At 70.6% G+C, this 21025-nt stretch carries 22 protein-coding genes; 6 read left to right on the top strand and 16 right to left on the bottom strand.

Going from position 1 to position 21025, the window contains the following annotated elements; translation table 11 throughout:
- Positions 1–70 precede the first annotated feature (70 nt).
- Together hxlA and hxlB are read right to left on the bottom strand one after the other, a co-directional pair.
- Complete coding sequence (hxlA, locus tag FGL15_RS12175) at positions 71–697, bottom strand: 3-hexulose-6-phosphate synthase (protein WP_064297125.1); 627 nt, start codon at positions 695–697, stop codon at positions 71–73.
- Positions 698–767: 70 nt separating this feature from the next.
- Entirely contained in the window at positions 768–1379 is a 612-nt protein-coding gene (gene hxlB, locus FGL15_RS12170) for a 6-phospho-3-hexuloisomerase (protein WP_138946244.1), read from the bottom strand.
- 101 nt (positions 1380–1480) lie between these two features.
- Here hxlB and FGL15_RS12165 point away from each other — a divergent pair, with 101 nt between their 5' ends.
- Positions 1481–2773, top strand: a complete 1293-nt coding sequence (locus FGL15_RS12165) for a LuxR C-terminal-related transcriptional regulator (protein ID WP_138946243.1) — start codon at positions 1481–1483, stop codon at positions 2771–2773.
- A 23-nt stretch (positions 2774–2796) separates the two neighbouring features.
- Here the strand turns inward: FGL15_RS12165 and FGL15_RS12160 are convergent, their stop codons facing one another.
- The 13 genes from FGL15_RS12160 to FGL15_RS12100 form a co-directional block, all read right to left on the bottom strand.
- Positions 2797–3210, bottom strand: a complete 414-nt coding sequence (locus FGL15_RS12160; protein ID WP_138946242.1) for a phage holin family protein — start codon at positions 3208–3210, stop codon at positions 2797–2799.
- Positions 3211–3328: 118 nt separating this feature from the next.
- Positions 3329–3922 carry a short chain dehydrogenase gene (locus FGL15_RS12155; protein WP_138946241.1) on the bottom strand — a complete coding sequence of 198 codons (594 nt, stop codon included), beginning with the start codon at positions 3920–3922 and terminating at the stop codon, positions 3329–3331.
- A gap of 51 nt (positions 3923–3973) precedes the next feature.
- The gene (locus tag FGL15_RS12150; protein WP_138946240.1) at positions 3974–5374 is read right to left on the bottom strand and encodes a hypothetical protein; all 1401 of its coding nucleotides are present in this window, start codon (positions 5372–5374) and stop codon (positions 3974–3976) included.
- Positions 5371–5748 (bottom strand): PadR family transcriptional regulator, encoded by a 378-nt coding sequence (locus tag FGL15_RS12145; protein ID WP_138946239.1) that lies wholly within the window; start codon positions 5746–5748, stop codon positions 5371–5373. Before FGL15_RS12145 ends, FGL15_RS12150 begins: the two co-directional genes overlap by 4 nt.
- Positions 5749–5861: 113 nt before the next feature.
- A complete protein-coding gene (locus FGL15_RS12140; RefSeq protein ID WP_138946238.1) occupies positions 5862–6473 on the bottom strand; it encodes a DUF1349 domain-containing protein in 612 nt (203 codons plus the stop codon).
- 85 nt (positions 6474–6558) lie between these two features.
- A complete protein-coding gene (locus FGL15_RS12135) occupies positions 6559–7218 on the bottom strand; it encodes a YigZ family protein (protein ID WP_138946237.1) in 660 nt (219 codons plus the stop codon).
- Between the two features lie 43 nt (positions 7219–7261).
- Entirely contained in the window at positions 7262–8125 is an 864-nt protein-coding gene (locus FGL15_RS12130; protein WP_138946236.1) for a CPBP family intramembrane glutamic endopeptidase, read from the bottom strand.
- Between the two features lie 49 nt (positions 8126–8174).
- The gene (locus tag FGL15_RS20355) at positions 8175–8876 is read right to left on the bottom strand and encodes a hypothetical protein (protein WP_168223393.1); all 702 of its coding nucleotides are present in this window, start codon (positions 8874–8876) and stop codon (positions 8175–8177) included.
- The gene (locus FGL15_RS12120; protein WP_137242439.1) at positions 8873–9835 is read right to left on the bottom strand and encodes a carbohydrate ABC transporter permease; all 963 of its coding nucleotides are present in this window, start codon (positions 9833–9835) and stop codon (positions 8873–8875) included. Before FGL15_RS12120 ends, FGL15_RS20355 begins: the two co-directional genes overlap by 4 nt.
- On the bottom strand, positions 9835–10743 hold the full coding sequence (locus FGL15_RS12115; RefSeq protein WP_124768540.1) for a carbohydrate ABC transporter permease: 909 nt from the start codon (positions 10741–10743) through the stop codon (positions 9835–9837). Before FGL15_RS12115 ends, FGL15_RS12120 begins: the two co-directional genes overlap by 1 nt.
- Positions 10744–10839: 96 nt before the next feature.
- Positions 10840–12108 carry an ABC transporter substrate-binding protein gene (locus tag FGL15_RS12110; protein ID WP_138946235.1) on the bottom strand — a complete coding sequence of 423 codons (1269 nt, stop codon included), beginning with the start codon at positions 12106–12108 and terminating at the stop codon, positions 10840–10842.
- A gap of 104 nt (positions 12109–12212) precedes the next feature.
- Positions 12213–14225 carry a DUF2264 domain-containing protein gene (locus FGL15_RS12105; RefSeq protein ID WP_138946234.1) on the bottom strand — a complete coding sequence of 671 codons (2013 nt, stop codon included), beginning with the start codon at positions 14223–14225 and terminating at the stop codon, positions 12213–12215.
- Positions 14225–15244: a hydroxyacid dehydrogenase gene (locus FGL15_RS12100; RefSeq protein ID WP_205858615.1), complete on the bottom strand. Its 1020-nt coding sequence runs from the start codon at positions 15242–15244 to the stop codon at positions 14225–14227. The genes FGL15_RS12105 and FGL15_RS12100 overlap by 1 nt, the downstream gene beginning before the upstream one ends.
- A gap of 200 nt (positions 15245–15444) precedes the next feature.
- Between FGL15_RS12100 and FGL15_RS12095 the strand changes: the two genes are divergently transcribed.
- From FGL15_RS12095 to FGL15_RS12080, 4 genes are all read left to right on the top strand, one after another.
- On the top strand, positions 15445–16386 hold the full coding sequence (locus FGL15_RS12095; protein ID WP_168223392.1) for a hypothetical protein: 942 nt from the start codon (positions 15445–15447) through the stop codon (positions 16384–16386).
- Positions 16359–17330, top strand: a complete 972-nt coding sequence (locus FGL15_RS12090) for a heparinase II/III family protein (RefSeq protein ID WP_138946232.1) — start codon at positions 16359–16361, stop codon at positions 17328–17330. Before FGL15_RS12095 ends, FGL15_RS12090 begins: the two co-directional genes overlap by 28 nt.
- Positions 17327–18475: a substrate-binding domain-containing protein gene (locus FGL15_RS12085; protein WP_085512005.1), complete on the top strand. Its 1149-nt coding sequence runs from the start codon at positions 17327–17329 to the stop codon at positions 18473–18475. The genes FGL15_RS12090 and FGL15_RS12085 overlap by 4 nt, the downstream gene beginning before the upstream one ends.
- 109 nt (positions 18476–18584) lie before the next feature.
- Positions 18585–19460: an endonuclease domain-containing protein gene (locus FGL15_RS12080; protein WP_138946231.1), complete on the top strand. Its 876-nt coding sequence runs from the start codon at positions 18585–18587 to the stop codon at positions 19458–19460.
- A gap of 51 nt (positions 19461–19511) precedes the next feature.
- On the opposite strand, the gene FGL15_RS12075 is transcribed toward FGL15_RS12080, so the two are convergent.
- Positions 19512–20312: an SDR family oxidoreductase gene (locus tag FGL15_RS12075; protein ID WP_138946230.1), complete on the bottom strand. Its 801-nt coding sequence runs from the start codon at positions 20310–20312 to the stop codon at positions 19512–19514.
- 97 nt (positions 20313–20409) lie between these two features.
- Between FGL15_RS12075 and FGL15_RS12070 the strand changes: the two genes are divergently transcribed.
- Positions 20410–21015 (top strand): TetR/AcrR family transcriptional regulator, encoded by a 606-nt coding sequence (locus FGL15_RS12070; RefSeq protein WP_138946229.1) that lies wholly within the window; start codon positions 20410–20412, stop codon positions 21013–21015.
- The last annotated feature ends 10 nt before the right edge of the window (positions 21016–21025 follow it).

The raw sequence follows: 21025 nt of genomic DNA, 5'->3' as shown, positions 1-21025 counted from the left end.
TCCGATGCACCGCGCTCACGTCAGCGCACCGCGCTGGCCAACCCGACGGGTGCGGGGTTGGCGGAGGGGGTTACGCGACGATTGCCGCGCGGAGCGCTGCTGCGGAGGCCGCCGGGTCGTCGGCCGAGTAGATCGCACCACCGGCGACCGCGACCTGCGCGCCCGCCTGCTGGACCGACGCGATCGTCGACACGTTCACGCCACCGGCGACCGAGAACGGCACGGCGGCCGCTTCCCCGTCGGACAGGAGCGTCTGGAAGGTGAAGCCCTCCTCCGCCTGCTCGTCGAGACCGGCGTGCATCTCGACGAATGCGGCACCGAGAGCGGTTACCTCCTTGGCGCGCTGCACCTTGTCGGCGACTCCGATGAGGTCGACGACGACGGACTTGCCGTGCGCCTTCGCGGCCTTCACGGCGCCGACGATCGTGCTGTCACCGGCGGTCCCGAGGACGGTGACGATGTCCGCACCGGCGGAGAAGGCGATGTCGGCTTCGAGCTCACCGGCGTCCATCGTCTTGAGGTCGGCGAACACGATCTTGTCGGGGTGGGCGTCCTTGACCGCGGTGACGGCACGCAGGCCCTCGCTCTTGATGAGGGGCGTGCCGAGCTCGAGGATGTCGACGTAGGGCGCGACCTTCCCGGCGAGTTCGAGGGCTGCCTCGGTGGTGAGGACGTCCATGGCTACCTGGAGCTTCATGTGGTGCTGCTTTCTGTCGTGATGGGAGGCGTCCGACGTCTGCCGGGCGCGTAGGAAGGGATCGGGGCGACTACTCGAGGTTCGCGTGGCGCGGCCACAGCTCCTCGGCGCTGACGCCGTCGCACTGCCAGAGCGCATGGAACAACGCGTCGCCGAGCAGCATGACCGCCTGCTCGAAGAGGCTCCCCGAGTACTGCACGGAACGCGTGCCGCCGTGGTCGGTCTTCTGCGCGGCGGGGACGACGATCGTCTCGGCGGCCAACTCGGCGAGCGGGGATGCGGGATCGGTCGTGATGGCGATCACCTGGGCCCCGACGGAGACGGCCGTGTCCGCGGCACGCACCACACCCGTCGTCGTACCGGAGCCGCTGGCGACGAGCAAGACGTCACCCGCGACGATGGCTGGCGTCGTCGTCTCGCCGACGACGTGCACGGTGAGCCCGAGGTGCATGAGGCGCATGGCGGTCATCCGGAGCGCGAGGCCCGAACGACCGGCACCGGACACGAACACGCGGTCCGCCGTGCGCAGGCGCTCGAGTGCGCCGGCCAACGGGGCCGGATCGGCCTCCAGCAGGCTCGACACGGTGCGATGCAACTCGGCGTCGATCGCGGTGAGCGCACCCTGGACCGTCGAGGTCGCAGGCGTCACCGACGTGGATGGAGAGACGGTGGGGTTCGACATCCCTCCATCCTCGGCGTGATCGGGTAGGTGCGCCGCCGCTCGGCCGAACGGTTCCACCTACCCGAACGGGTGGGTGCGGACCGATGGGATAGGGTGCGGACATGATCGAACGCACTGTCACCTACCCGGTCGAGCTGCTCGACGGCCTGGCATCAGTCGCATCCAGCTCACTGCTGCGCATCGCCGGAGCGTTCCGGGAGGTGCTCGAGCCGGTCGTCGCTCACTCCGCGCTCGTGATCTTCACCGAGGACTGCACCGGTCGCCCCCGGAAGAAGGCCGGCGACCCGGCGATCGTCGAGGGCGTCACGATCGCCGAGCTCGACGCCGTCCGACAGCGCACCCCGCGCGGCCCGGTCACCACAGTGACCGCTGATGCCGGAACACACGCCGACCGGCCGACGTCGGCGGTGATCGCAGGAGCGGAGCGTCCGATCGCGGCGTGGTTGGCCGACACCGGCGCCCTCCTCGTCCTGACCGACCCGCAGGGACCGATCGACGACCGGCTCGTCGGCGCCCTGTGGGAGGTCGTCGCAGCCGGCATCCGCCAGCAGGTCGCGACGGCGGCCCCCGACTACCTGCGCGACTCGCGGGCGGCGTCGAGCGAGCGGGCCGGCGCGATCGCGGAACTCACCGACGCCCATGCGACGACGCTGGAGTCGATCCTCGCGGTCACCCGGTCGCGTCAGACGTCGGCGGAGGACGCCCGAGCGGCGGTGACCGAGATCGCCTCGGCCGCGATGGTCGAGCTGCGGGCCGTGTCTGACCGCGACCGCCAGCTGGCCGAGGAACCGGTCGCGCGCGCCTTCGCGAGACTCCGCGAGGACCTCCGCCCACTGGCCCGCTTCGGCGGCCCGGAGGTCCAGTTCATCGAGCCACCCGTCGATGGTCGAGCACTGCCCGGCGAGGTGGCGCATGCGGGACGGGCGATCGTCCGCGGCACGGTCCTCGCGCTCGTCGAGCAGTCCTCGGTCGGGCGGGTCCGGGTGCAGTGGGACTGCGACGGCAGCAACCTGCTCATCGGCATCCGCGACGACGGCCCCGGCGAGTTGACCGTCGACACCCCGAGCGTGCAGCAGCTCGGCGCTCGCGTCGCGGCACTCCGCGGCAGTCTCGATGTCCAGGCGACGCCCGGGTGGGGCTCGGAGCTGCACGTGACACTGCCGCTCGACCCGCCGCCCGCAACCCAGACCCGTTCCGACTCGGCGGCCGCCGCGCTGACCGAGCGCGAGTGGAGCGTCGCCGAGCTGGCCGCCGGTGGAGCACGGAACCGGGCGATCGCCGAGACCCTCACCATCAGCGAGAACACCGTCAAGTTCCACATCGCGAACGTCCTGCGGAAGCTCGGCGTCGCCAGCCGCGTCGAGCTGGCAGCCGCCTTGGCCGCCAGCCGCTGATCCCCTCCGGGCTCCGTCGCCGCCTACCGCTTCGAGCTCGTGCGACCCTGATCGCGATCGCGGTCGCCGAACCGTCGCGTGATGAGCGCCCACCCGAGGATCCAGCTCCCCAGCGCCGTGACCAGCCACACCACCAGCGGTGCGAGCACCCAGGCCAGCACCCCGCGGATGTGGAGGCCACCGGGGAGGACCGACACGACGAACAGCGACACGAGCGTCGTCACGAGTCCGATGCCGCCGAGGATCGCCGAGGCGTAGCGCCGCGCGAGGCGGAGGATGAACGGCCCGAGGACGCCCTGCGCGATCGTGAAGACGACGACGGCGATGATGAAACCGCCGAGCGACAGGCGGACGCCAGGGACGACCCAGTCGGCGACGAGCAGCCCGATCGCCGAGGACAGCAGGCTGACGGCGATGCTGAGCAGGAAGCGGGTCATGTGCCGACCCTAGCGCTGGGGCGTCGACCGCGTCGAGAGCGCGACTGAGCGGAGGCGGATCGTCGCTTGGCCAACGGCCGGACGACGACATGCCTCCCCTCGGGAGTGCCGGGACGGCTCAGTCGAGCGCGAGTACCCGACCGGTGCCGACACCCTCCACGGCACGGACGAACGCGAGGCCCACCACGTCGGACGCGACCGGTGCGAAGCCCGGGAACGCGTCGTGGTAGCCGGTTGCCTCGGCCAGCACCGTGGGGCTGACGGCGTTGATGCGGATGCCGCGCGGAAGTTCCGGGGCGGCACCGATCACGAAGGACTCGACCGCTCCGTTGGCCATCGAGGCCGCAGCGCCCGTCGCGATTGGCTCGCGGGCGAGGATGCCCGTCGTGAGCGTGAAGGAGCCGCCGTCGCGGACGAACGGGGTCCCGATCCGCACGACGTCGAGCTGGCTGAGCACCTTGCCGAGGAAGGCCGCGCGATAGTCGTCGCGGGTCAGCTCCCCCACGGGCTTGAACGGGACGGATCCGACGGCGACGATGACCGCGTCGACCTCGCCCACCTCGGCGAACAGCGCCTCGATCGACGCCTCATCGGTGGTGTCGACGGCAGGCGCCGTCGAGCGCGACACCGCGATCACCTCGTGACGTTCCGCGAGGGCGTCCTGCGCCGCTCGTCCGACATGTCCACTCGCACCGATCAACAGGATTCTCATGCGGGCGACGCTAGCACCGGCATCCGACGACAGCACTGTCGATCGACGACGTCAGTTGGCGTCGTCCATCCCGGTGACGTGGACGGCGTAGCCGTGGCAGCCGGCGAGCTTCCAGTCGTACGGTTGATCGTCAGGGTTCGTCCCCCACCGCGCCAGGAACGCCGCATCGGACGACTCCGACATGACCATGCCGAAGAGTGGATCGAGGATCTTGGAGGGGTCGTTCGTCCAGGCGTACCAGAAGCCCTGATCAGCCATGCACTTCGCGATGATCTGCTGCTGTGCCTCCCAGATCCCGTCGCTGAGGTAGGAGTCGGTGCTGGGCACGATCGAAGCCGGGTCGGTGGTCGCGTCGTACCAGCCCTCCGGCGTCTGCGAGTAGTCGACGCCGGCCGCCGGCGAGACGGGTTCGCCAGCGTCCGGCGTCGCTGCGGGATCCGCGGGCACCACGGGTTCGACGGGCGGGAGGTCGTCGAGCGACGCGGCGGCGTCGGCGACCGCTTCGAGGGATCGTGCGTCGTCAGCGGCCGCCTGAGCGTTCGACACCCCGATGAACACGCCGCCCGCTGCCACTGCGAGCACCCCGCTCATCGCGATGCCGAGCCCGATCCGTCGACGGAGCGTTCCGGGACTCCGGCGGACGGGTGCCGTCTCCTGCGCCGCATCCGGCCCGTCATGGATCTCGTTCCCGCTCATGCCGTCTCCCCTGCACCGACGCCGCTGCGTCCCGTTCCGTCGTTCGGCGACCCCCGGCCACCACCACACCGCGGCTCCGATGAACCCGAGCGCAGCACCCACCCCGATGGCCACGCTCATCACCCACCACGGTTCGACCCCGGCGCCGTGCGAGCTCAGGCGGGACACGATGAGCACGCCGGTCGCGCTGACGCGGTACACGATGTCGCCCGCGAGCACGCCGATGAGGACCGCGGCGGGTGCGAGGAGCGCCGAGCCGAGCCATCGGCGGTGCCTCGAGAACAACAGCACGAGCCCCCCGACGCCCAGGACCGCGGCGATCGCCACACCGAGCGCGCCCGCCGGCACCTCGACGACGTCGCCGATGACGAGCGCACGGACGATCCGGACGAGGAGGAACAGCGCCGCTCCGGTGACCAGGACGCCGCCCGTGACCACGAGGGCTGCGAGGACGTCGCCGGCCCGCCGCATGCCGAGCGGCATCGGATCGACGCCGTGGCCCGCGCGCAACTGCCCGGAGCGCCACGAGAGGTCGTGCGGGATCCCGCGGATGGCCCGCAGCATGATGTCGCGCCGCAGCCGCTGCGGCGTGACGCCCGCTTCCTCGGCCCAGACGGCGTGCTCGTGCAGGTCGGATGCGATCTCGTCGCGGCGCTCCCCGGCGACGTCGGGCGCGAGGTCGCGGGTGTACCACCCGCACCAGTTCAGGACGCGGTGGGCGGCCGTGCGGTATTCAGGCGTCCGGATGGCGGTCATGCGATCGCCCCCTGCGTCCACGCCGCACCCGCCGGCCTCGCCGCGGAGGCCTGCTCACCGGCGATCCTCGCGTGCTCCCGATCCCGGGCCGTCGCGCCTTCACCCGTGATCCGGTACAACCGTCGACGGGGGCGACCCTCCGCCTCCGCGACCTCCGGGTCCTCCCAGGTCGCTTCGATCAGGCCGGCGTCCGCCATCCGCGACAGGGCCTTGTAGAGCGTGCCGTGCGCGGTGAGCGCGGCGTCTCCGGCTTCGGCGAGCTGCTTCGCAAGGGCGAACCCGTAGAAGCTCCCCTCGGTCGACTGCAACACGGTGCCGACGTCGAGGATGTCGAGCTCGAGCGGGAAGAGCGTGCCGGGTCGTCTGCGTGCCATGAGGACACTTTAGGAAGATAGGTTCCGATACGTCAAGCTGCCCTCGCGCTGAGTCGCCCGGAACTGCACACGTATCGCCGGTTTCCGTGCAATTCCGGGCGATTCAGCGGGGGTCAGCTCCCGTCGCGGAGGTCCGTCGGGGGTGTTGCCCCGAAGGCGATCTCGTCGAACCGCGCCTCGCAGGGCGGACCGACCGGCGCCTGCGAGAGGAAGCCGACGCGCACCGGGGCGTCGCTGTGCAGACGGAAGACGCGGACGAAGTCCCACGTGACACCGTCGGGCGAGCTGTGGAACGCCCACGCCTCACCGAGGCGACTGACACGCATCCACACGTGGTCGGCCGTGACGTGCGTCGAGTTCACGTCGTCCGACCAGGTGTTCGTCACGACGCTCACCACCATCGCCTGCCCCTGCGGCGACTGCTCGAAGCAGAGCTTGGCCCAGTGCTCGTCGTCGATCCAGAGTGCGAGGGCACCGGCGTCGAAGGTGCTGCGCTCACTCACGACAGCGACCCGCGCCGAGAGCGTGAAATGTTCGGGTGCGTCGAAGGCGAGCGCCGTGGCACGCAGCTCACGCGGCCCACCGAGCGAGCTGTTGCTCCAGTCGACGCCGGCGGCGGAGGTGAGGGTGAGCGCTCCGGCATCGGCGTCGAACGATGCGATTCCGGGGGTCGAGGTCCAGGCGAGGTCGGGAAGCCCGTCGATTCGGGTCACGTCGGTGTGCATGATCCGACCCTATCGGGATCGCAGGTTCCCCTGAGTCGCCCGGATCTGCTCTGCATCCGGCTGATTCCGCGCAGATCCGGGCAGCTCAGCGAAGCGCCGGGACGTCGACGACGCGTTCCTCCCCGACGGCCACGGCGAGCGACCCGTTGGAGGCCGACGCCACGTCGGCCTGAAGCCGCTCCAGCTCGGGCGGCGGCACCCACAGTTCCAGCTCCGCCTGCGCCCCGTAGACCGGGTCGCCGAGGGTGGCACCGTGGGTTCCGGCCCAATCACGCAGCAGGTTGTCGTACCGCCCGGCGTCGGCGTGCGGGACGACGAGCGTTGCACGGGTCAGGGTCTCGCGGCGCACGAGCGCGGCGAGGTCGAGCGTCTCGGAGGCCGCCGAGGAGTACGCACGGACGAGACCGCCCGCCCCGAGCTTGACGCCGCCGAAGTACCGCGTGACGACGACGACCACGTCGGTCAGCTCGCGCCGCCGGATGACCTCGAGGATCGGCATCCCCGCCGTGCCGGACGGTTCACCGTCGTCGGACGAGCGGGCCTGGTCGCCGAGCAGCCCGGTGACCATCGCGACGCAGTGGTGTCGCGCGTCCCACGCCTGCTTCTTCACCCGACCGATGACGGCCTCGGCCTCCTCCGGGGAGGCGACCGGGTGCGCGAGGCCGAGGAACCGCGACTTCTTGATCACGAGTTCGTGCCCGACCGGCGCGGCGATCGTCGCCGGGTAGTGCCGCGCGGTGGTCATCCGTCCGAGCGTACCCGGCCGGTGCGCCGGAGGGGTCGGTCGGCTACGGCCGCAGCACGTCGTCGACCGGGTGGGCCTGCACGTGCCCACGGACGAAGATCAGGCCGATCACGGCGACGAGCATGATGAGCAGGTTGGCCGGACCGGCGATCGCCAGGAACACGCTCTGACCGGCGGCGGCTCCCGCGTGGTCGATCCCACCGGTCGAGAGGAAGAGCGTCGGGTCGTAGAGTCCGTGGATCAGGATCGGCCAGATGAGGTTGCCGGTCACCCGGAGCGTCAGGTACATGCACACGCCGAATCCGAAGGTGTAGACGACGGTCACGAGCACGGTCGTGACCGGCTGGCCCGACAGGAGGTTGGAGGCGTGCAACAGCGCGAAGACCAGCGAGGAGATCACCATCACGATCCACTCCGAACTTCCGGCGTCGCGCAGCATCTTCACGACCAGTCCGCGGGTCAGGATCTCCTCGGCGAACCCGATGAACACGCCGGACAGCATCGCGACCACGACCACGGAACCCTCGTAGCTCCCGTAGTCGATGCCGAGCAACCGCAGGACGACCGCGGCGAGGATCACGATCGGGGCAGCCCACATCCACCAGCGTCCACGGATCGGCTGCTTCGCGAAGAGCTCCCGGAACCAACCGACCGAGAGGACGAAGCCGGCCAGGAGGAGGGATCCGACGATGAGCGGCAGCATGAGCCCGAAGAACACGCTCTGCGGGGTCGCGAAGACGTCCTCGCCGATCTGCGAGCCGAAGAGCTGCCCGACGACCCAGCCGGCCCCGAGGTACAGGGCGAGGTAGACGATGGCCAACAGGAACGCCCGCCCGATGCCGCCCTTCGCCCAGAAGTCGTGCCATCCGCTGGTGGTGAGTGTCCGCTGACCTCTGTGCTCGCCCATGCGTCGATCCAACCACTCAACGGGCCCGAGCGTCGGACAATCCGGGAGGTCAGTCGGCGAGCGCCGCCGCGGCGTTGCTCCAGACCGAGTAGAGGACGAAACCGCCGAGGGCGAGGAGCCCGAGCACCGGTTGCGCGAGGACGATGAGGGCCCACGCGGCCAGGAGCACGAGCGACAGGAGCGAGGTGCCCGGCCGACGGACGGTCCGGACGAGCCCGCCGAGCAGCTGCGCCCGGAACCGCAGGCCCGGAGCGGCCGCCAGCCCGGCGAAGACGCCGAAGGCTGCGACGACCGCGAGCAGCAGCACGACGACGAGCAGCGGCCCGAGCAGCATCGCGAACGGCGTCCCCCACACGGCGACGAGGTCGATCACGACGACGAACGTGAGCGCGCACACGAGCGACCACGCGGCGAGCGCCGGACGCCAGGTCCGCAGGAGGCCGATCCCGACCTCCCGCAGCGGCCCGGCATCGGCGGCGTCGCGCGACCGCTGGAACGACCAGCAGCCGGCGGCGAAGGCGGGGCCGAGCGGGAGCGAGCACAGCAGCAGGAACGGCCAGCTCGCGAGTGGCTCGGCGACGAGGACGATCGCGGCCGCCAACGGGAGCGCGCCGATCCCGACGCCGACGCCGACCATGAGCGAGCGGTACACGACGCCGAACACTGACTCGAAGGTCTCCCGGCGCGGCTGCAGCAACCCGCGCACGCCGCCGGCACGGTCGTCCGCGCGCCGCTCGGTCACCGCGCTCATCCCTTCATCCCGCTCGTCGCGATGCCCTGGATGAAGTAGCGCTGGCCGAGGAGGAAGATCAGCACGATCGGGATGACGGAGACGACGGACCCGGCCATGATGAGCGCGTACTCGGCGTCGTACTGCCCGACGAAGGAGCGCAGACCGAGCTGCACGGTCCAGAGGTCGTTGCTCGTCAGGTAGATGAACGGACCCATGTAGTCGTTCCAGGTGGAGACGAAGGTCAGCAGCGCGAGACTCGCGAGCGCCGGCTTCGTGAGCGGCAGGATGATCCGCCACCAGATCGCGTACTCGTTGAGGCCGTCGATGCGGGCGGCCTCGCTCAGTTCGTCGGGGATGGTCAGGTAGTACTGCCGCATGAGGAACACCCCGAAGGCGCCGAACGCCTGCAGCAGGATGATCGAGAGGTGCGTGTTCACGAGGCCGGCGTTCTGCATCATGATGTACTGCGGGATCATGTAGGCCTGCCACGGCACGGCGATCGTCGCGATGTAGGCGACGAACAGGACGTCACGTCCCTTGAAGTGCATCTTCGAGAAGCCGTAGGCGGCGAAGCTCCCGGTGAGCACCTGCAGGATCGTGATCGTGACCGACAGGAACAGCGAGTTCTTGAGGTAGGTCAGCATCGGGATGCGGGTCCAGATGTCGACGTAGTTCTGCCACACGAACTCGGTGGGGATCCACTGGACGGGGATCGAGAACACCTCGTTGTTCTGCTTGAGCGAGGACGAGACCATCCAGAAGAACGGGACGAAGATGATCGCGGTCAGCACGGTGAGCATCACGTAGATGAGCACGCGGCGCAGCGGCGAGATCGGACCGTGGCGGCGCACCCGGGTGCGCTTGCCTCCAGCCCCGGGCAGCACGGGTGGGGTGATGGCGTCGGTGACCTCGGCGATCGCGACCTCCGCCGACGACGGGACCGTGGACGAGGCACGCGTGGTGGCACTGGTCGACATCAGCGTTCCTTCCTCTGCTGCAGCTTGAACTGGACGACGGTGAAGACGAGCACGATCACGAACAGCACGAGCGAGATCGCCGAGGAGTAGCCGAAGCGGTTCTCGGTGATGCCCTCGCGGTAGATGAGCTGCGAGAGGACGAGCGTGGACCGGCCGGGCCCGCCTCCCGTCATGACGACGATGAGGTCGAACACCTTGAAGCTCGCGATCGTCACCATGATGAGGACGAAGAACGTCGTCGGACGGAGCGACGGGATGGTGATGTTCCAGAACCGCTGCCAGGCGTTCGCACCGTCGACCTCGGCGGCCTCGTAGTACTCCTGCGGGATCGCCTGGAGGCCGGCGAGGTAGAGCACCATGTAGTACCCCATGTCGCGCCACACGCTCGTGATGATCACGGCGGGCATCGCCCACGCGGAGCTCGTCGTCCAGCCGGGCGGGTCGGCGACGCCGATGAGCTCCAGGAACTGGTTGATCGGGCCGGCGGTGGGGTTGAAGAGCATGTTCCACACGACGGCGACGGCGACGAGCGAGGTGATGTACGGGAAGAACATCGCGGTGCGGAAGAAGCCGAGGCCGCGGAGCTTGCGGTTGAGGAGCAGGGCCAGGCCGAGCGACGCCAGGATCGTGAGCGGGATGTGGCCTGCGGCGTAGTAGGCGGTGTTGCCGAGCGCGATCCAGAAGGACTCGTCACGCATCATGCGGGCGAAGTTCGCGAACCCGACCCACTCGGGCGGTGAGTACGAGTCCCACTTCATGAACGCGATGACGAACGCCGCGCACATCGGGATGAGGGTCAGGAGCGCGAAGCCGATGAAGTTCGGCAGGATGAAGCTCCAGCCGACGAGCGCATTCCTGCGGACGCGGCTGCTGGAGCGGGTGCGTTGCGGTGGGGCTGCGATCGCCATGACGAGCCTTTCGAGGACGGTGGTGCGGGGTCGGTGGGGACGCGCCGGGCGGACGCGAGGATCGCGGGGCCGGGCGTGCCGGCCCCGCGAACGCGGCTAGTCGACGAGGACGTCGTTCTTGACGCGGTCCTGCATCTTCGTGATGGCGTCGTCGACGTCCGACTCGCCGACCATGATGAGGTCGTGCTCCTCGTCGAGGATCGAGCTGACGTCGGAGGAGTACTCGCTCACGGGCATCTCGAGGACGACGTCCTTCGGCTCCTGGAACGCCTTGACCGAGAGGCCGTCGGTCGGGAGGGCCGTGAACGCCGCGGTGACGTCGTCAGACTGGTACGCGGGGACGACACCGATCGCGGCGATCGCCTTCGCGCCGGCCTCGCTCGCGGCGAACTCGAGGAAGGTCTTCGCGGCGGCCTGGTGCGTGGAGTTCTTGTTGACGGCGAACGCGGTCGGCGACCCGAAGGTCACCGTCTCCTCACCGGACTGCAGCTGCGGCATCTGCGCGACACCCCAGTCGACGTCGGTCGCGCCCGTCTCGATCGACTGCGCGATGCCCGCGATGTACCAGGTGCCCATCGGCATCATCGCGGCCTTGCCGGTCTCGAACATGGTGCGGTAGCTGATCTGCTGGGTCTTCGCCGTGCCGTAATCGAGCGCGTAGCCCTTCTCCTGCAGGTCGAGGGTGAGGTCGTACTGGTCCTGCATGAAGCCGTAGTCGCCGCTGATGAGGTCGCCGCCGGTCTGGGCTGCGGCGATCGACTGGACGACGGACCGCCAGTAGTGGTTGTACGTGCCGTAGACCTTGGAGTCGCCGTCACCCGAGGTGAGCTTCGCCGCGATGTCCGCGTACTCGTCCCAGGTGAGGTTGTCGGGGTGCTCGATGCCGGCCGCGTCGAAGATGGCCTTGTTGTAGTACAGCAGCCAGAAGTCCTGTCGGTACGGCGCCGCGTAGTAGGTGTCGTCGAGCGCGAACGGCTCGATCCCGGCGAGCTTGTCCGCGCCGATGTCGTCGACGACGTCGCCCACGTCGACGAGCTGGCCGCGGTTCGCGTAGCGCGCGTAGTCGGTCACGTTCTTCATGGTGAGGACGTCGGTCTTGTCGCCGCCCGCGAGCATCGTCGTGACCTTGTCGGAGTAGTCGTCGGCGAGGATGTCGACGGGCTCGATCGTGATGTCGGGGTGCTCGGCCTCGAAGGCGTCGAAGAGCGCCTTGAACTCGGGCGTCTGGTCGTAGTTCCAGACGGAGACGCTGAGCGTGACGGGGCCGTCCTCGTCCTGCTGGGCGGAGCCGGCACCCGAGCAGCCGGTGAGGGCGAGGCCGGCGGCTGCGGCGATCGCGGAGATGGTCAGGATGGGTCGCTTCATTGCGGATGCTCCTCGGTGAGTAGTGGTGCTGTCGGTGGTGATGGCGGTGCAGGTGGCGGTGCAGGTGGAACGGGGATGCTGCGGGATGGAGAGGTCGGTGGGCGTCAGTGCGACGCGGGCAGGTCGAGCGAGGTCGTCGCCCCGTCCGGCCAGGTGATGGTGCGGCCGGTGGACCCGGCGTCGCCCGCGATCGCCGGGGCGACGACGCCCGGCTGCGTGGCGCCGTCCAGGAGGAGCGCGAACGCGTGCCAGTGGTCCGGGCGGACGGGTCCGTCGGTCTCGCACCACGGCGTGCCCGAACGGGGTCCGAGCGGCGTGGCGTCGTCGAGCACGCGGACGCCGAACCGACGCGCGGCGGTCGGGACCTGGTCGTGGTCGCTCTGGAGCTCGACGACGGCCGAACGCACCCCGTCGGCGACGGCGACCGCCGAGGTCGGGTCGGTGGCGACGGCCAGGTCACGACCGCTGACGGTCCACCCGCCGACACGCAGCGCGCCGATCGGGACCTCGTCGCCCGCGCCCGGGACGACGCGGACGAACCGCACCTCCCAGGGACCACGGACTGCTGAACAGAGGTCGATCCGCGCGCCGGTGCGGATCCGGTCCGCAGCGTGACCGTGGCCGTGGTCCGGGCCGTCGGCATCGGCGTCGATCCATCGGGCGAGACCGGAGGACGTCGCCCAACCGGTGGACGACCCGTCGGAGGTCGGCAGCGTCGTCAGCCCACCTCGGGTGAACCCGGAACGGTGACTCGGGACACCCTCGGCGTCCAGGAGCACGACCGATCCGTCGAACGGGTCGCGGGCATCGGCCGAAAGCACGGGCGCATTCGCCGTCGAATAGCCGAGACGCGCGTACAGCGGGGCGTCGCGTTGGGCGACGCCGTCGTTCGCGTGGTCCGTCCCATGATTGACGACGCGCACGATGCCGTCGGCGGTCGTCCCGCTGACGATCCAGCCCGGGGCGACGACGGTGCGGAGGATGTCGCCCCGCTCGATCGGCAGTGGTTCCTCGATCGCCGTCCACACCGGGTGTTCGGCCGGGAGCGCGAGCCCGAGCATGCCTTTGGACGCCCAGTAGGGCGAACCGGGGCCGGAGTAGGACTGTGCGAGCTGCCGCCACTCCCGGTGCCAGCCGAGCGTCAGGATCCCGCGGTCGTCGGGGGCGCCGGCCGCGTCGAAGTGCGACACGACACCGCTGGCCGCCCGACGGACGAGTCCCGGCGAGAGCGCGGTGGACCCGGCCATCGCACCGGCCCAGAATGGTGCGGCGGCGGCGAAGCGGTAGATGAGACTCCGCCCCTGGACGAGCGGCGAACCGTTCGCGCCGACGAGCGCGACGGCGTCCTCCAGGTAGCGGTCGAGGTGGGCGTCGTAGCGGTCGAGTCGAGCCTGATGCGGGTGGCCCGGTGCGAGCATCGTGCGCCACAGGACCGGATAGAGGTGGAGCGCCCACCCGGTGTAGTGGTCGTAGGCGCGCGTGCCGCCGTCGGCGAACCAGCCGTCCTCGCGGAAGAAACCGTCCGCGATCGCGAGGTCCTCCTCGAGGTCCGCTTCCGAGAACGGGCCGCCGACCGTGCGGAGGAACTCCTCGACGACGATGCGGAACCACACCCAGTTGATGGGCGGGTACGGCTGGCCGATGACGGCGGCGAGCCAGTCGATCGTCGTGCGCTTGGTGCGGTCGTCGAGACGGTCCCAGAGTTCGGCGCGGGTGAGGTGGAGCCCGATCGCGATGGCTGCGGCCTCTACCTTGGCCTGGTCGACCTCGTCGGGCCGCGGCCATCGCTCCGGGGAGTCCGGGTCGGTACCCGCTGCGAGGCCCGCGGCGTAGCGCTCGACGAGGTTGCCCGTCCGCGCGGGATCACCGGCGATCCGGAAGGCGGCGAGCATGAACGTCCGCGCGAACCCCTCCAGCCCGTCGATGTCGGAGCCGTAGCCGCCCGGCGCACCCGGGAACAGGATACGGGCACGACCGGGCGAGGTGAAGGGTTCGGCACCGCCGAGCAGCCGGTCCGCGAGGTCCTCCCAGTGCCTGCGCGTCCAGCCGGTCGACGGTGACAGGGTGCGGTCCAGGGCGAGTGTCTCCGACGCCGGGGCGGTCAGGAGCGCGACCATCAGGCGCTCACCCCCAGGTCGGCGACCCGGACGGCTTCGCGCGGGTCCTCGCCGTTGACGAACCGCTCGAGGTCGTCGAGCGCCGCGTCCGTCATGCGCAGCGTCTCCCGGCCGAGGGAGCCCGCGATGTGCGGGGTGATCGAGACGTTCGGGAGGTCGAGCAGCGGCGAGTGCACGGGCAGCGGTTCCGGGTCGGTGACGTCGAGGATCGCGTCGAGGCGTCCGCTCGCGCACTCCGCCGCGAGGGCGTCGGTGTCGAGGAGGCTCCCGCGGGCCGTGTTGATCACCGTGGCGCCGTCCGGGAGCGCCGCGAGCTGGGCAGCCCCGATCATGCGCTTCGTCTCCGGGAGCTCCGGGGCGTGCAGCGAGAGCACGTCGACGTTCGGCAGGAGCTCGTCGAGCGGGACGAGGCGGGCTCCGGCCGCGGCGACGGCCGTGGCGTCGGCGTAGGGGTCGGCGACGAGCACCTCGACCGCGTCGAGCTGCTGGAGCAGGGCGACGACGCGACGGCCGATGCGCGAGAAGCCGACGACGCCCACGCGGCGTCCGAGGTTGGACAGGTTCGTGGTCTCGAGCAGGGTGCGCCACTCGCGACGGTGCGCCCGAGGGTCGCGGGCGAAGACCTGTGCCCGCTTGCCGGCGAGCACGATCGAGGCGAAGGTGAACTCGGCGACCGGGATGGCGTTCGCCTCGGCGGCCGTGGTGACGACGATGCCGCGCTCCCAGACCGCGTCGGTCACGAGCGAGCGGACCGTGCCGGCGCAGTGGAAGACCGCGCGCAGCCGGGGCATGCGGTCGAGCCGCTCCGCCGTGAGCGGCGGGGTGCCCCATGAGGTGATGAGCACCTCGACCTCCGCGAGCCGTGCGGCGAGCGCCGGGTCGTCGAGGTCGCCGGTGGTCTCGTCGTCGCGGACCTCGCACAGCTCGTGGAGCCGGGCCAGGCGGGCGTCGTCGAAGAGCGTCGAGAACACGTCGGGCCACATGGCGACCAGGGCTGCGGGGCGCGCGGCGTTCGACATCTGGTGCTCTCCTTCGAGTGGGCCGCGGTTGCATGCGGTTGTCAGGTAGTGAATACTCCAATCCGATCGGAGTCAAAACAGTCGATCACAAACGAACAAGCTCGATCGAAGATGATCATGGAGACGTCGTGCATCCACCCTCGCAGACCGCACCCGCCACACCGGCCACCGATGAGCGACGTCGGTCGCACGGCCCGTTGGTGACGGCGTGGTCACAGCGCCCGGCGACCGCACTCCGGTCCATCGTGCCGGACGGCGACTGGAGCTCGATCGACCGGCGGCTGCTCGACTCCTTCGTCGCCCAGGCGACCCGTGAGTCCGCGACCACCGACCATGCCGCGACGCCCTGGCCCCAGCCGCTCTTCTCGCAGTACAGCGCCTACCCGCTCGTCGGGGAGCGCCTCTCCTACGAGACGGCGGTCGGTGACCGGCTCGCACGCCTCTCCCGCGCCGTGATCCTCGCCGCCGCGTCCGCAGCCGGTGTCGCGGTCACGGCGCCGCACGACCCACTCGCCGAGGTCGCCGACGGCCTGTGGCTCCTCGCGGAGCAGACGACCTGGTGCTGGGCGGCCCACGACGACGCGTTCCGTCGGTTCGGGACGGTGACGCCGTCGCTCGACGAACCGTTCCTCGACCTCGGCGCCGGCGAGGCGGTCGCGGCCGTCGCCTGGGCGATCGCCGTCCTCGGCGACGAGCTCGACGAGCGCTACCCGGGCCTCACCGACCGGCTGCGAGCCGAGGCCGAGCAGCGGGTGTTCCGGCCGTTCCTCGACCGCGACGACTGGCACTGGCTCGGCCTCGACGTCGACCCTGACGGCGAGCCGGTCGTCCTCCACAACTGGAACCCTTGGATCCTCGGCAACACGATCGCCGCGGCGGCGGTGCTCTGCAGCCCCGACCGCGCCGAACTCGTCATCGATCGGGCGGTCGACGGCATCGACCGCTACCTGGCGGGCCTCCCCGGGACGGCGCGATCGACGAGGGTTGGGAGTACTGGTGGAACGGGGCGGCACGCGCGCTCGAAGCGGTCGAGACCCTCGATCGTCTCGCCGGAGGTCGCCTCGCGCTCGACGGCCTCGACCTGCTGCCCGAGTCACTGCGCTTCCCGCTGCGGATGCAGCTGTCCGCCGACTGGTACGTGAACGTCGCGGATGCCCGAGCACGCGGTGATCGCACGCTCCCGTTCGATCTCCTGCATCGCTGGGGCCGGCGACTCGCCCTGCCGGACGTCGTCGCGTACGCCACGGCGCATCGCGATCCCGATGCACCCGTCGCCACGGACCGGGCCGGACTCGGGCGCCTCGTCCGCGTCTGCCTCGATCGTCCGTGGGCGGTCGCGGACGCCCGGAGCGCCGCCCTGCCGCTGCCGGCATCGGTCGACCTGCCGTCGATCGGCGTGGGTCTCGCCCGGGAACACGAGGGGCGATCCGACGGACTCGCGGTCAGCCTCAAGGGCGGCCACAACGACGAGAACCACAACCACAACGACCTCGGGAGCGTGATCGTCGCACTCGACGGCGTCCCCGCGATCATCGATCCCGGACGGCCCACCTATGACGCGCGGACCTTCGGCCCGCACCGCTACGACATCTGGTGCATGCGCAGCGACTGGCACAGCGTCCCGGCTCCGCGCGGTCTGCTGCAGCAGCACGGACCGGAGTTCGCGGCGCGCGATCGCCGGGGCGGAGACCAGGGCGCACAAGCGAGCTGGTCGATGGATCTCGCCGCGGCCTACGGGCTGGCGGAGCACGAACACTGGCGCCGGACCGCGACGCTCGACCGCACGGCGTCGCGGGTCGTGATCGAGGACGTCTGGTCGCTCGACGATACGGCGGGCACGGCCGTCACCCTCATGCTGTGGGGCGACGTGACCGAGGTCGATCCGGTGACCCTGCTCGTGCGTCGACCGGTCGCCGACGCCCGGGACGTGATGCTCCAGCACGACGCGGCCGGGGTCGCGATCGAGGTCGTCCGGCTCGACGACCCGATGATGCGGTCGTCCTGGGGCGAGACGATCACCCGCGTGCGGCTGCTGCCGCGTCCCGATGCGGATCGTCTGCTGGTCACCGTGGAGGCCGCACGATGAGCGACGACGGCGTCTCCGGCGACCGGGGACCGACGGGCGGCACGGGACCCTCGCAGGTCTTCGGCATTGAGCGCCGCGAACGGATCATGGACGAGGTCCGACGCAACGGTTCCGTCGTCGTCCGCGAACTCGCCGTCATCCTCGGTGTCACGGAGCTGACGATCCGACGCGACATCACCGCACTCGCCGATCTCGGGCTCGTCACGCGCGTCCACGGTGGTGCGACCGCCCGGAGTTCCCTCGACCAGACGGTCGCGCGATCCGCCGACGCCGCTGGCCCCGCCCGATACCGCATCGGCATGGTCGTGCCGTCCCTCAGCTACTACTGGCCGCAGATCGTCAACGGCGCCCGTGCCACGGCCGCCCTCAGCCGCTCGCAGCTCGTGCTCCGCGGCTCGTCGTACGACCCGGCCGACCAGCGCCGACAGATGGCCGCACTCGTCGAGACGGGTGGGATCCATGGGCTCATCGCCGCACCCGACACCGCGGGCCAGGACGGGTACGCCCTCCTCGCCTGGCTCGATGCGCTGCCGATCCCGGTCGTGCTGGCCGAGCGTCGCGCGCCATCATCGCTCGCGCTGCGCTCACTGGAATGGGTGACGACGGACCACGAGTTCGGCGCGGTCCTCGCCGTCCGCCACCTGTACGAGCAGGGGCACCGTCGCATCGGCATCGCCGCGGCACGGCACTCCCCCACCTCCGACCACCTGCGGCGCGGGTGGGCGAGGGCGTCCGCCGACCTCGGGCTGGACACGGGCCTGACGGTGAACGCCGAGATCGACGACGTCGAGAACGGCGCCAGGGACGCCCGGCTGGGTGCGCTCGTCGACGAATGCCTCGCCACGGGGACGACCGCGCTGTTCGTGCACGCCGACCCGCAGGCGATCCTGCTGGAGCACCACTGCCTCGACCGCGGCGTGCGGATCCCCGAGGATCTCGCGATCGTCGCCTACGACGACGAGGTGGCGGAGAACGGCGAGCCGCCCATCACCGCGCTGCGCCCGCCGAAGCAGCACATCGGTCGGATGGCCGTCGAGACGATGGTCGCCCGTCTGTCCGAGGGCCGTCGTCGCCCGACGCAGCGCACCCAGGTCCTGCCCGAGCTGCAGGTCCGCGCCTCGTCCCTGACCGCCCCGCCCGCCTGAGTCGCCCGAATCTACGCGCAATCGGCTGGATTTCGCGCAGATCCGGGCGAGTCAGCGGACTTGTGGAGAACGTGGACAGGGAACCACTCGGCGCAGGCACAGTGAAGGGATGCCAGCAGAGCTTCCGGACGGACCGTTCCTCGTCGGCGACGCGCTCCGCAGCGGGATGACGCCCGGCGAACTCCGCAGTCGTCGGCTCGAGAAACCGGGTCACGGCATCCGGTCCGCCCGCCCGGTGGAGTCAGTCGAGGATCGCTGTCGTGCGTTCCTCCACCGCCTGTCCGACCGGGTCTTCGTCTGCGGTCCGACCGCTGCGCTCCTGCTCGGCCTGCCGCTCCCGTACCGGCTCTCCACCCCCGAACGCCTCGACCTCGCCGTGGCCGCACCAGCCCGCGCTCCGCACGCCGCCGGGATCGCCGGCCGGTCGGTCACGATCGACGACGAGGACGACGTGATCGTCCACGGCGGCATCCGGCTGACGAGTCCGGTTCGAACGTGGCTGGACCTTGCCGCGACGCTCCCGCTCGCCGATCTCGTCGCAACAGGCGACCATCTGCTTCGGACGAGTACCGCAGGCCTGGCCGAGTTGGAGGAGGCTGCAGCCCGTTATCCGAGCCGGCGCGGCCGTGGAGCCATCGCCGCCGCACTCCCGCTGCTCGATCACCGCGCGGAATCACCGCCCGAGTCCATCGTCCGCGTCGCGCTGGTGCGCGGCGGCGTCACCGGCTTCGAACCGAACCAGGAGATCCGGGCGGCGAACGGCTCGTTCCTCGCCCGCGCCGACCTCTGTCACCGTGCAGCGCGGATCGTCATCGAGTACCAGGGCGACTACCACCGGGTCGAGGTCGACCGGTGGCGCAAGGACCGCGCTCGCTCCAACCGCCTTCGGGCCGCGGGGTGGACGGTCATCGAGCTGACGGCCGACGATCTCCGTGACCTCCGCGCCGTCGTCGCCTCGGTGCGCGCCGCCCTCACTGGTCGCTGAGTCGCCCGAATCTGCGCGAAAACGGGCGGATTTCCGACAGATCCGGGCGACTCAGCGGGTCATCCGTACGCCGCCGAGGACGCGGGCGCTCGTGCGGGCGAGCGTCCGACGCGACAGCAGCCGAGTCGCGAGCGCGGCGAGGTGGTTGCTGCGGCCGGACACGACACTGGGGCCACCGTCAGCCCGGTCGAGCGCGCGGAACGCGGTGTCGATGACCTGCACGCTCGTCTGCTTGCGGCCGACGGCAGCGTCTTCGCTCCCGACGACGTCGAAGAACTCGGTCTTCGTCGGCCCGGGGCTCACGGCGAGCACCCGCAGCCCGGTGCCGCGAGCCTCTGCCCAGAGCGCCTCGGTGAAGCTCAGCACGAACGCCTTCGTCGCGCCGTAGACAGCCATGCCCGGCGTCGGCTGGTAGGCAGCGGTGCTCGCGACCGTCACCAGGGCGCCGGACCCCTCGAGCAACTGCGGCATGAATGCACGCGTGAGCTCGACGAGGGTCCCGACGTTGAGTTGGATCTCTCCCGTCATGCGCTCCGGGTCCGCCTGGTCGAAGGCACCGTGGCTGCCGAACCCGGCGTTGTTGACGAGCGAGGTGATCCGGATGCCGCGGCGATCCAGCTCCTCGTGGAGTGACTCGGCGGCACCCGCGACGCCGAGGTCGGCCGGCACGACCGTGACCTCGACACCCGAGGCAGACCGGAGTTCGGCCGCCAGCGCCTCGAGGCGATCCGCGCGCCTTGCGACGAGCACCAGGTTCGACCCTCGGTTCGCGAACCGTCTGGCGAACTCGACGCCGAGGCCGGAGCTCGCGCCCGTGATGAGTGCGGTGCCACCGCGGAGATCGAGTGTCATGGGGAATCCTTCAGCTGGCGGTACACGAATGTTGTCAGTGACATCATCTCCGTCTTTGCTCGTGTTGTCAATGTCAACATAACGGTAGGCTCGTCTCGTGTCAGCCCAGCCCTATCACCACGGAGACCTCCGCCGGACGCTCCTCGAAGCCGCCGCCGCAAGCCTCGAGACCGACGGCGTCGATGAGCTGTCGCTGCGCCGACTCGCCCGCGATGCCGGCGTCAGCCACGCGGCGCCGAGCCGACATTTCCGCGACAAGCAGGCCCTCCTCGACGCGCTCGCCGAAGACGGTTTCCGTCGTCTCTCCGCGGCGCTCGAGCGGGCGACCGAAGCCGAGGTCACGTCGTCGGCAGGGGCCCGCGAACAGGTTGACGCACTGGCCCGAGCGTACGTCGGCTTCGCGCTCGCTCAGCCGACGCTCCTCTCGCTCATGTTCGGCCTCAAGCACGCGCCCGATGCCCGGACGGAGTTGCTCGCCGCCGGTCACGCCTCGATGGAGATCGTCGTCCGGGTCGTCACCGCCGGGCAGGAGATCCGGGCGATCACCGCCGGCGATCCGCACCACATCGCGCTCGTCGCGTTCGCGACCTTCCACGGCATCGCCACACTCGCCTCTGGCAGCCTGCTTGACGGCGTCCCGCCCGACGACCTCGTGACGAGCGCCGTCGACCTCTTCTGGCGGGGCCTGACTCCCGAGCCTTGAGTCGCCCGAA

Source organism: Plantibacter sp. M259 (assembly GCF_006065115.1).
Taxonomy (GTDB): Bacteria; Actinomycetota; Actinomycetes; order Actinomycetales; family Microbacteriaceae; genus Plantibacter; species Plantibacter auratus.
Note: the sequence above shows the minus strand (reverse complement) of the source record. Positions and strands in the feature narration are given on the sequence as shown.

Bases quoted from the DNA above. Each gene is read 5' to 3' on its own strand.
- hxlA (WP_064297125.1), bottom strand. From the start codon at position 697: ATGAAGCTCCAGGTAGCCATGGACGTCCTCACCACCGAGGCAGCCCTC.
- hxlB (WP_138946244.1), bottom strand. From the start codon at position 1,379: ATGTCGAACCCCACCGTCTCTCCATCCACGTCGGTGACGCCTGCGACC.
- FGL15_RS12165 (WP_138946243.1), top strand. From the start codon at position 1,481: ATGATCGAACGCACTGTCACCTACCCGGTCGAGCTGCTCGACGGCCTG.
- FGL15_RS12160 (WP_138946242.1), bottom strand. From the start codon at position 3,210: ATGACCCGCTTCCTGCTCAGCATCGCCGTCAGCCTGCTGTCCTCGGCG.
- FGL15_RS12155 (WP_138946241.1), bottom strand. From the start codon at position 3,922: ATGAGAATCCTGTTGATCGGTGCGAGTGGACATGTCGGACGAGCGGCG.
- FGL15_RS12150 (WP_138946240.1), bottom strand. From the start codon at position 5,374: ATGACCGCCATCCGGACGCCTGAATACCGCACGGCCGCCCACCGCGTC.
- FGL15_RS12145 (WP_138946239.1), bottom strand. From the start codon at position 5,748: ATGGCACGCAGACGACCCGGCACGCTCTTCCCGCTCGAGCTCGACATC.
- FGL15_RS12140 (WP_138946238.1), bottom strand. From the start codon at position 6,473: ATGCACACCGACGTGACCCGAATCGACGGGCTTCCCGACCTCGCCTGG.
- FGL15_RS12135 (WP_138946237.1), bottom strand. From the start codon at position 7,218: ATGACCACCGCGCGGCACTACCCGGCGACGATCGCCGCGCCGGTCGGG.
- FGL15_RS12130 (WP_138946236.1), bottom strand. From the start codon at position 8,125: ATGGGCGAGCACAGAGGTCAGCGGACACTCACCACCAGCGGATGGCAC.
- FGL15_RS20355 (WP_168223393.1), bottom strand. From the start codon at position 8,876: ATGAGCGCGGTGACCGAGCGGCGCGCGGACGACCGTGCCGGCGGCGTG.
- FGL15_RS12120 (WP_137242439.1), bottom strand. From the start codon at position 9,835: ATGTCGACCAGTGCCACCACGCGTGCCTCGTCCACGGTCCCGTCGTCG.
- FGL15_RS12115 (WP_124768540.1), bottom strand. From the start codon at position 10,743: ATGGCGATCGCAGCCCCACCGCAACGCACCCGCTCCAGCAGCCGCGTC.
- FGL15_RS12110 (WP_138946235.1), bottom strand. From the start codon at position 12,108: ATGAAGCGACCCATCCTGACCATCTCCGCGATCGCCGCAGCCGCCGGC.
- FGL15_RS12105 (WP_138946234.1), bottom strand. From the start codon at position 14,225: ATGGTCGCGCTCCTGACCGCCCCGGCGTCGGAGACACTCGCCCTGGAC.
- FGL15_RS12100 (WP_205858615.1), bottom strand. From the start codon at position 15,244: ATGTCGAACGCCGCGCGCCCCGCAGCCCTGGTCGCCATGTGGCCCGAC.
- FGL15_RS12090 (WP_138946232.1), top strand. From the start codon at position 16,359: ATGCAGCTGTCCGCCGACTGGTACGTGAACGTCGCGGATGCCCGAGCA.
- FGL15_RS12085 (WP_085512005.1), top strand. From the start codon at position 17,327: ATGAGCGACGACGGCGTCTCCGGCGACCGGGGACCGACGGGCGGCACG.
- FGL15_RS12080 (WP_138946231.1), top strand. From the start codon at position 18,585: ATGCCAGCAGAGCTTCCGGACGGACCGTTCCTCGTCGGCGACGCGCTC.
- FGL15_RS12075 (WP_138946230.1), bottom strand. From the start codon at position 20,312: ATGACACTCGATCTCCGCGGTGGCACCGCACTCATCACGGGCGCGAGC.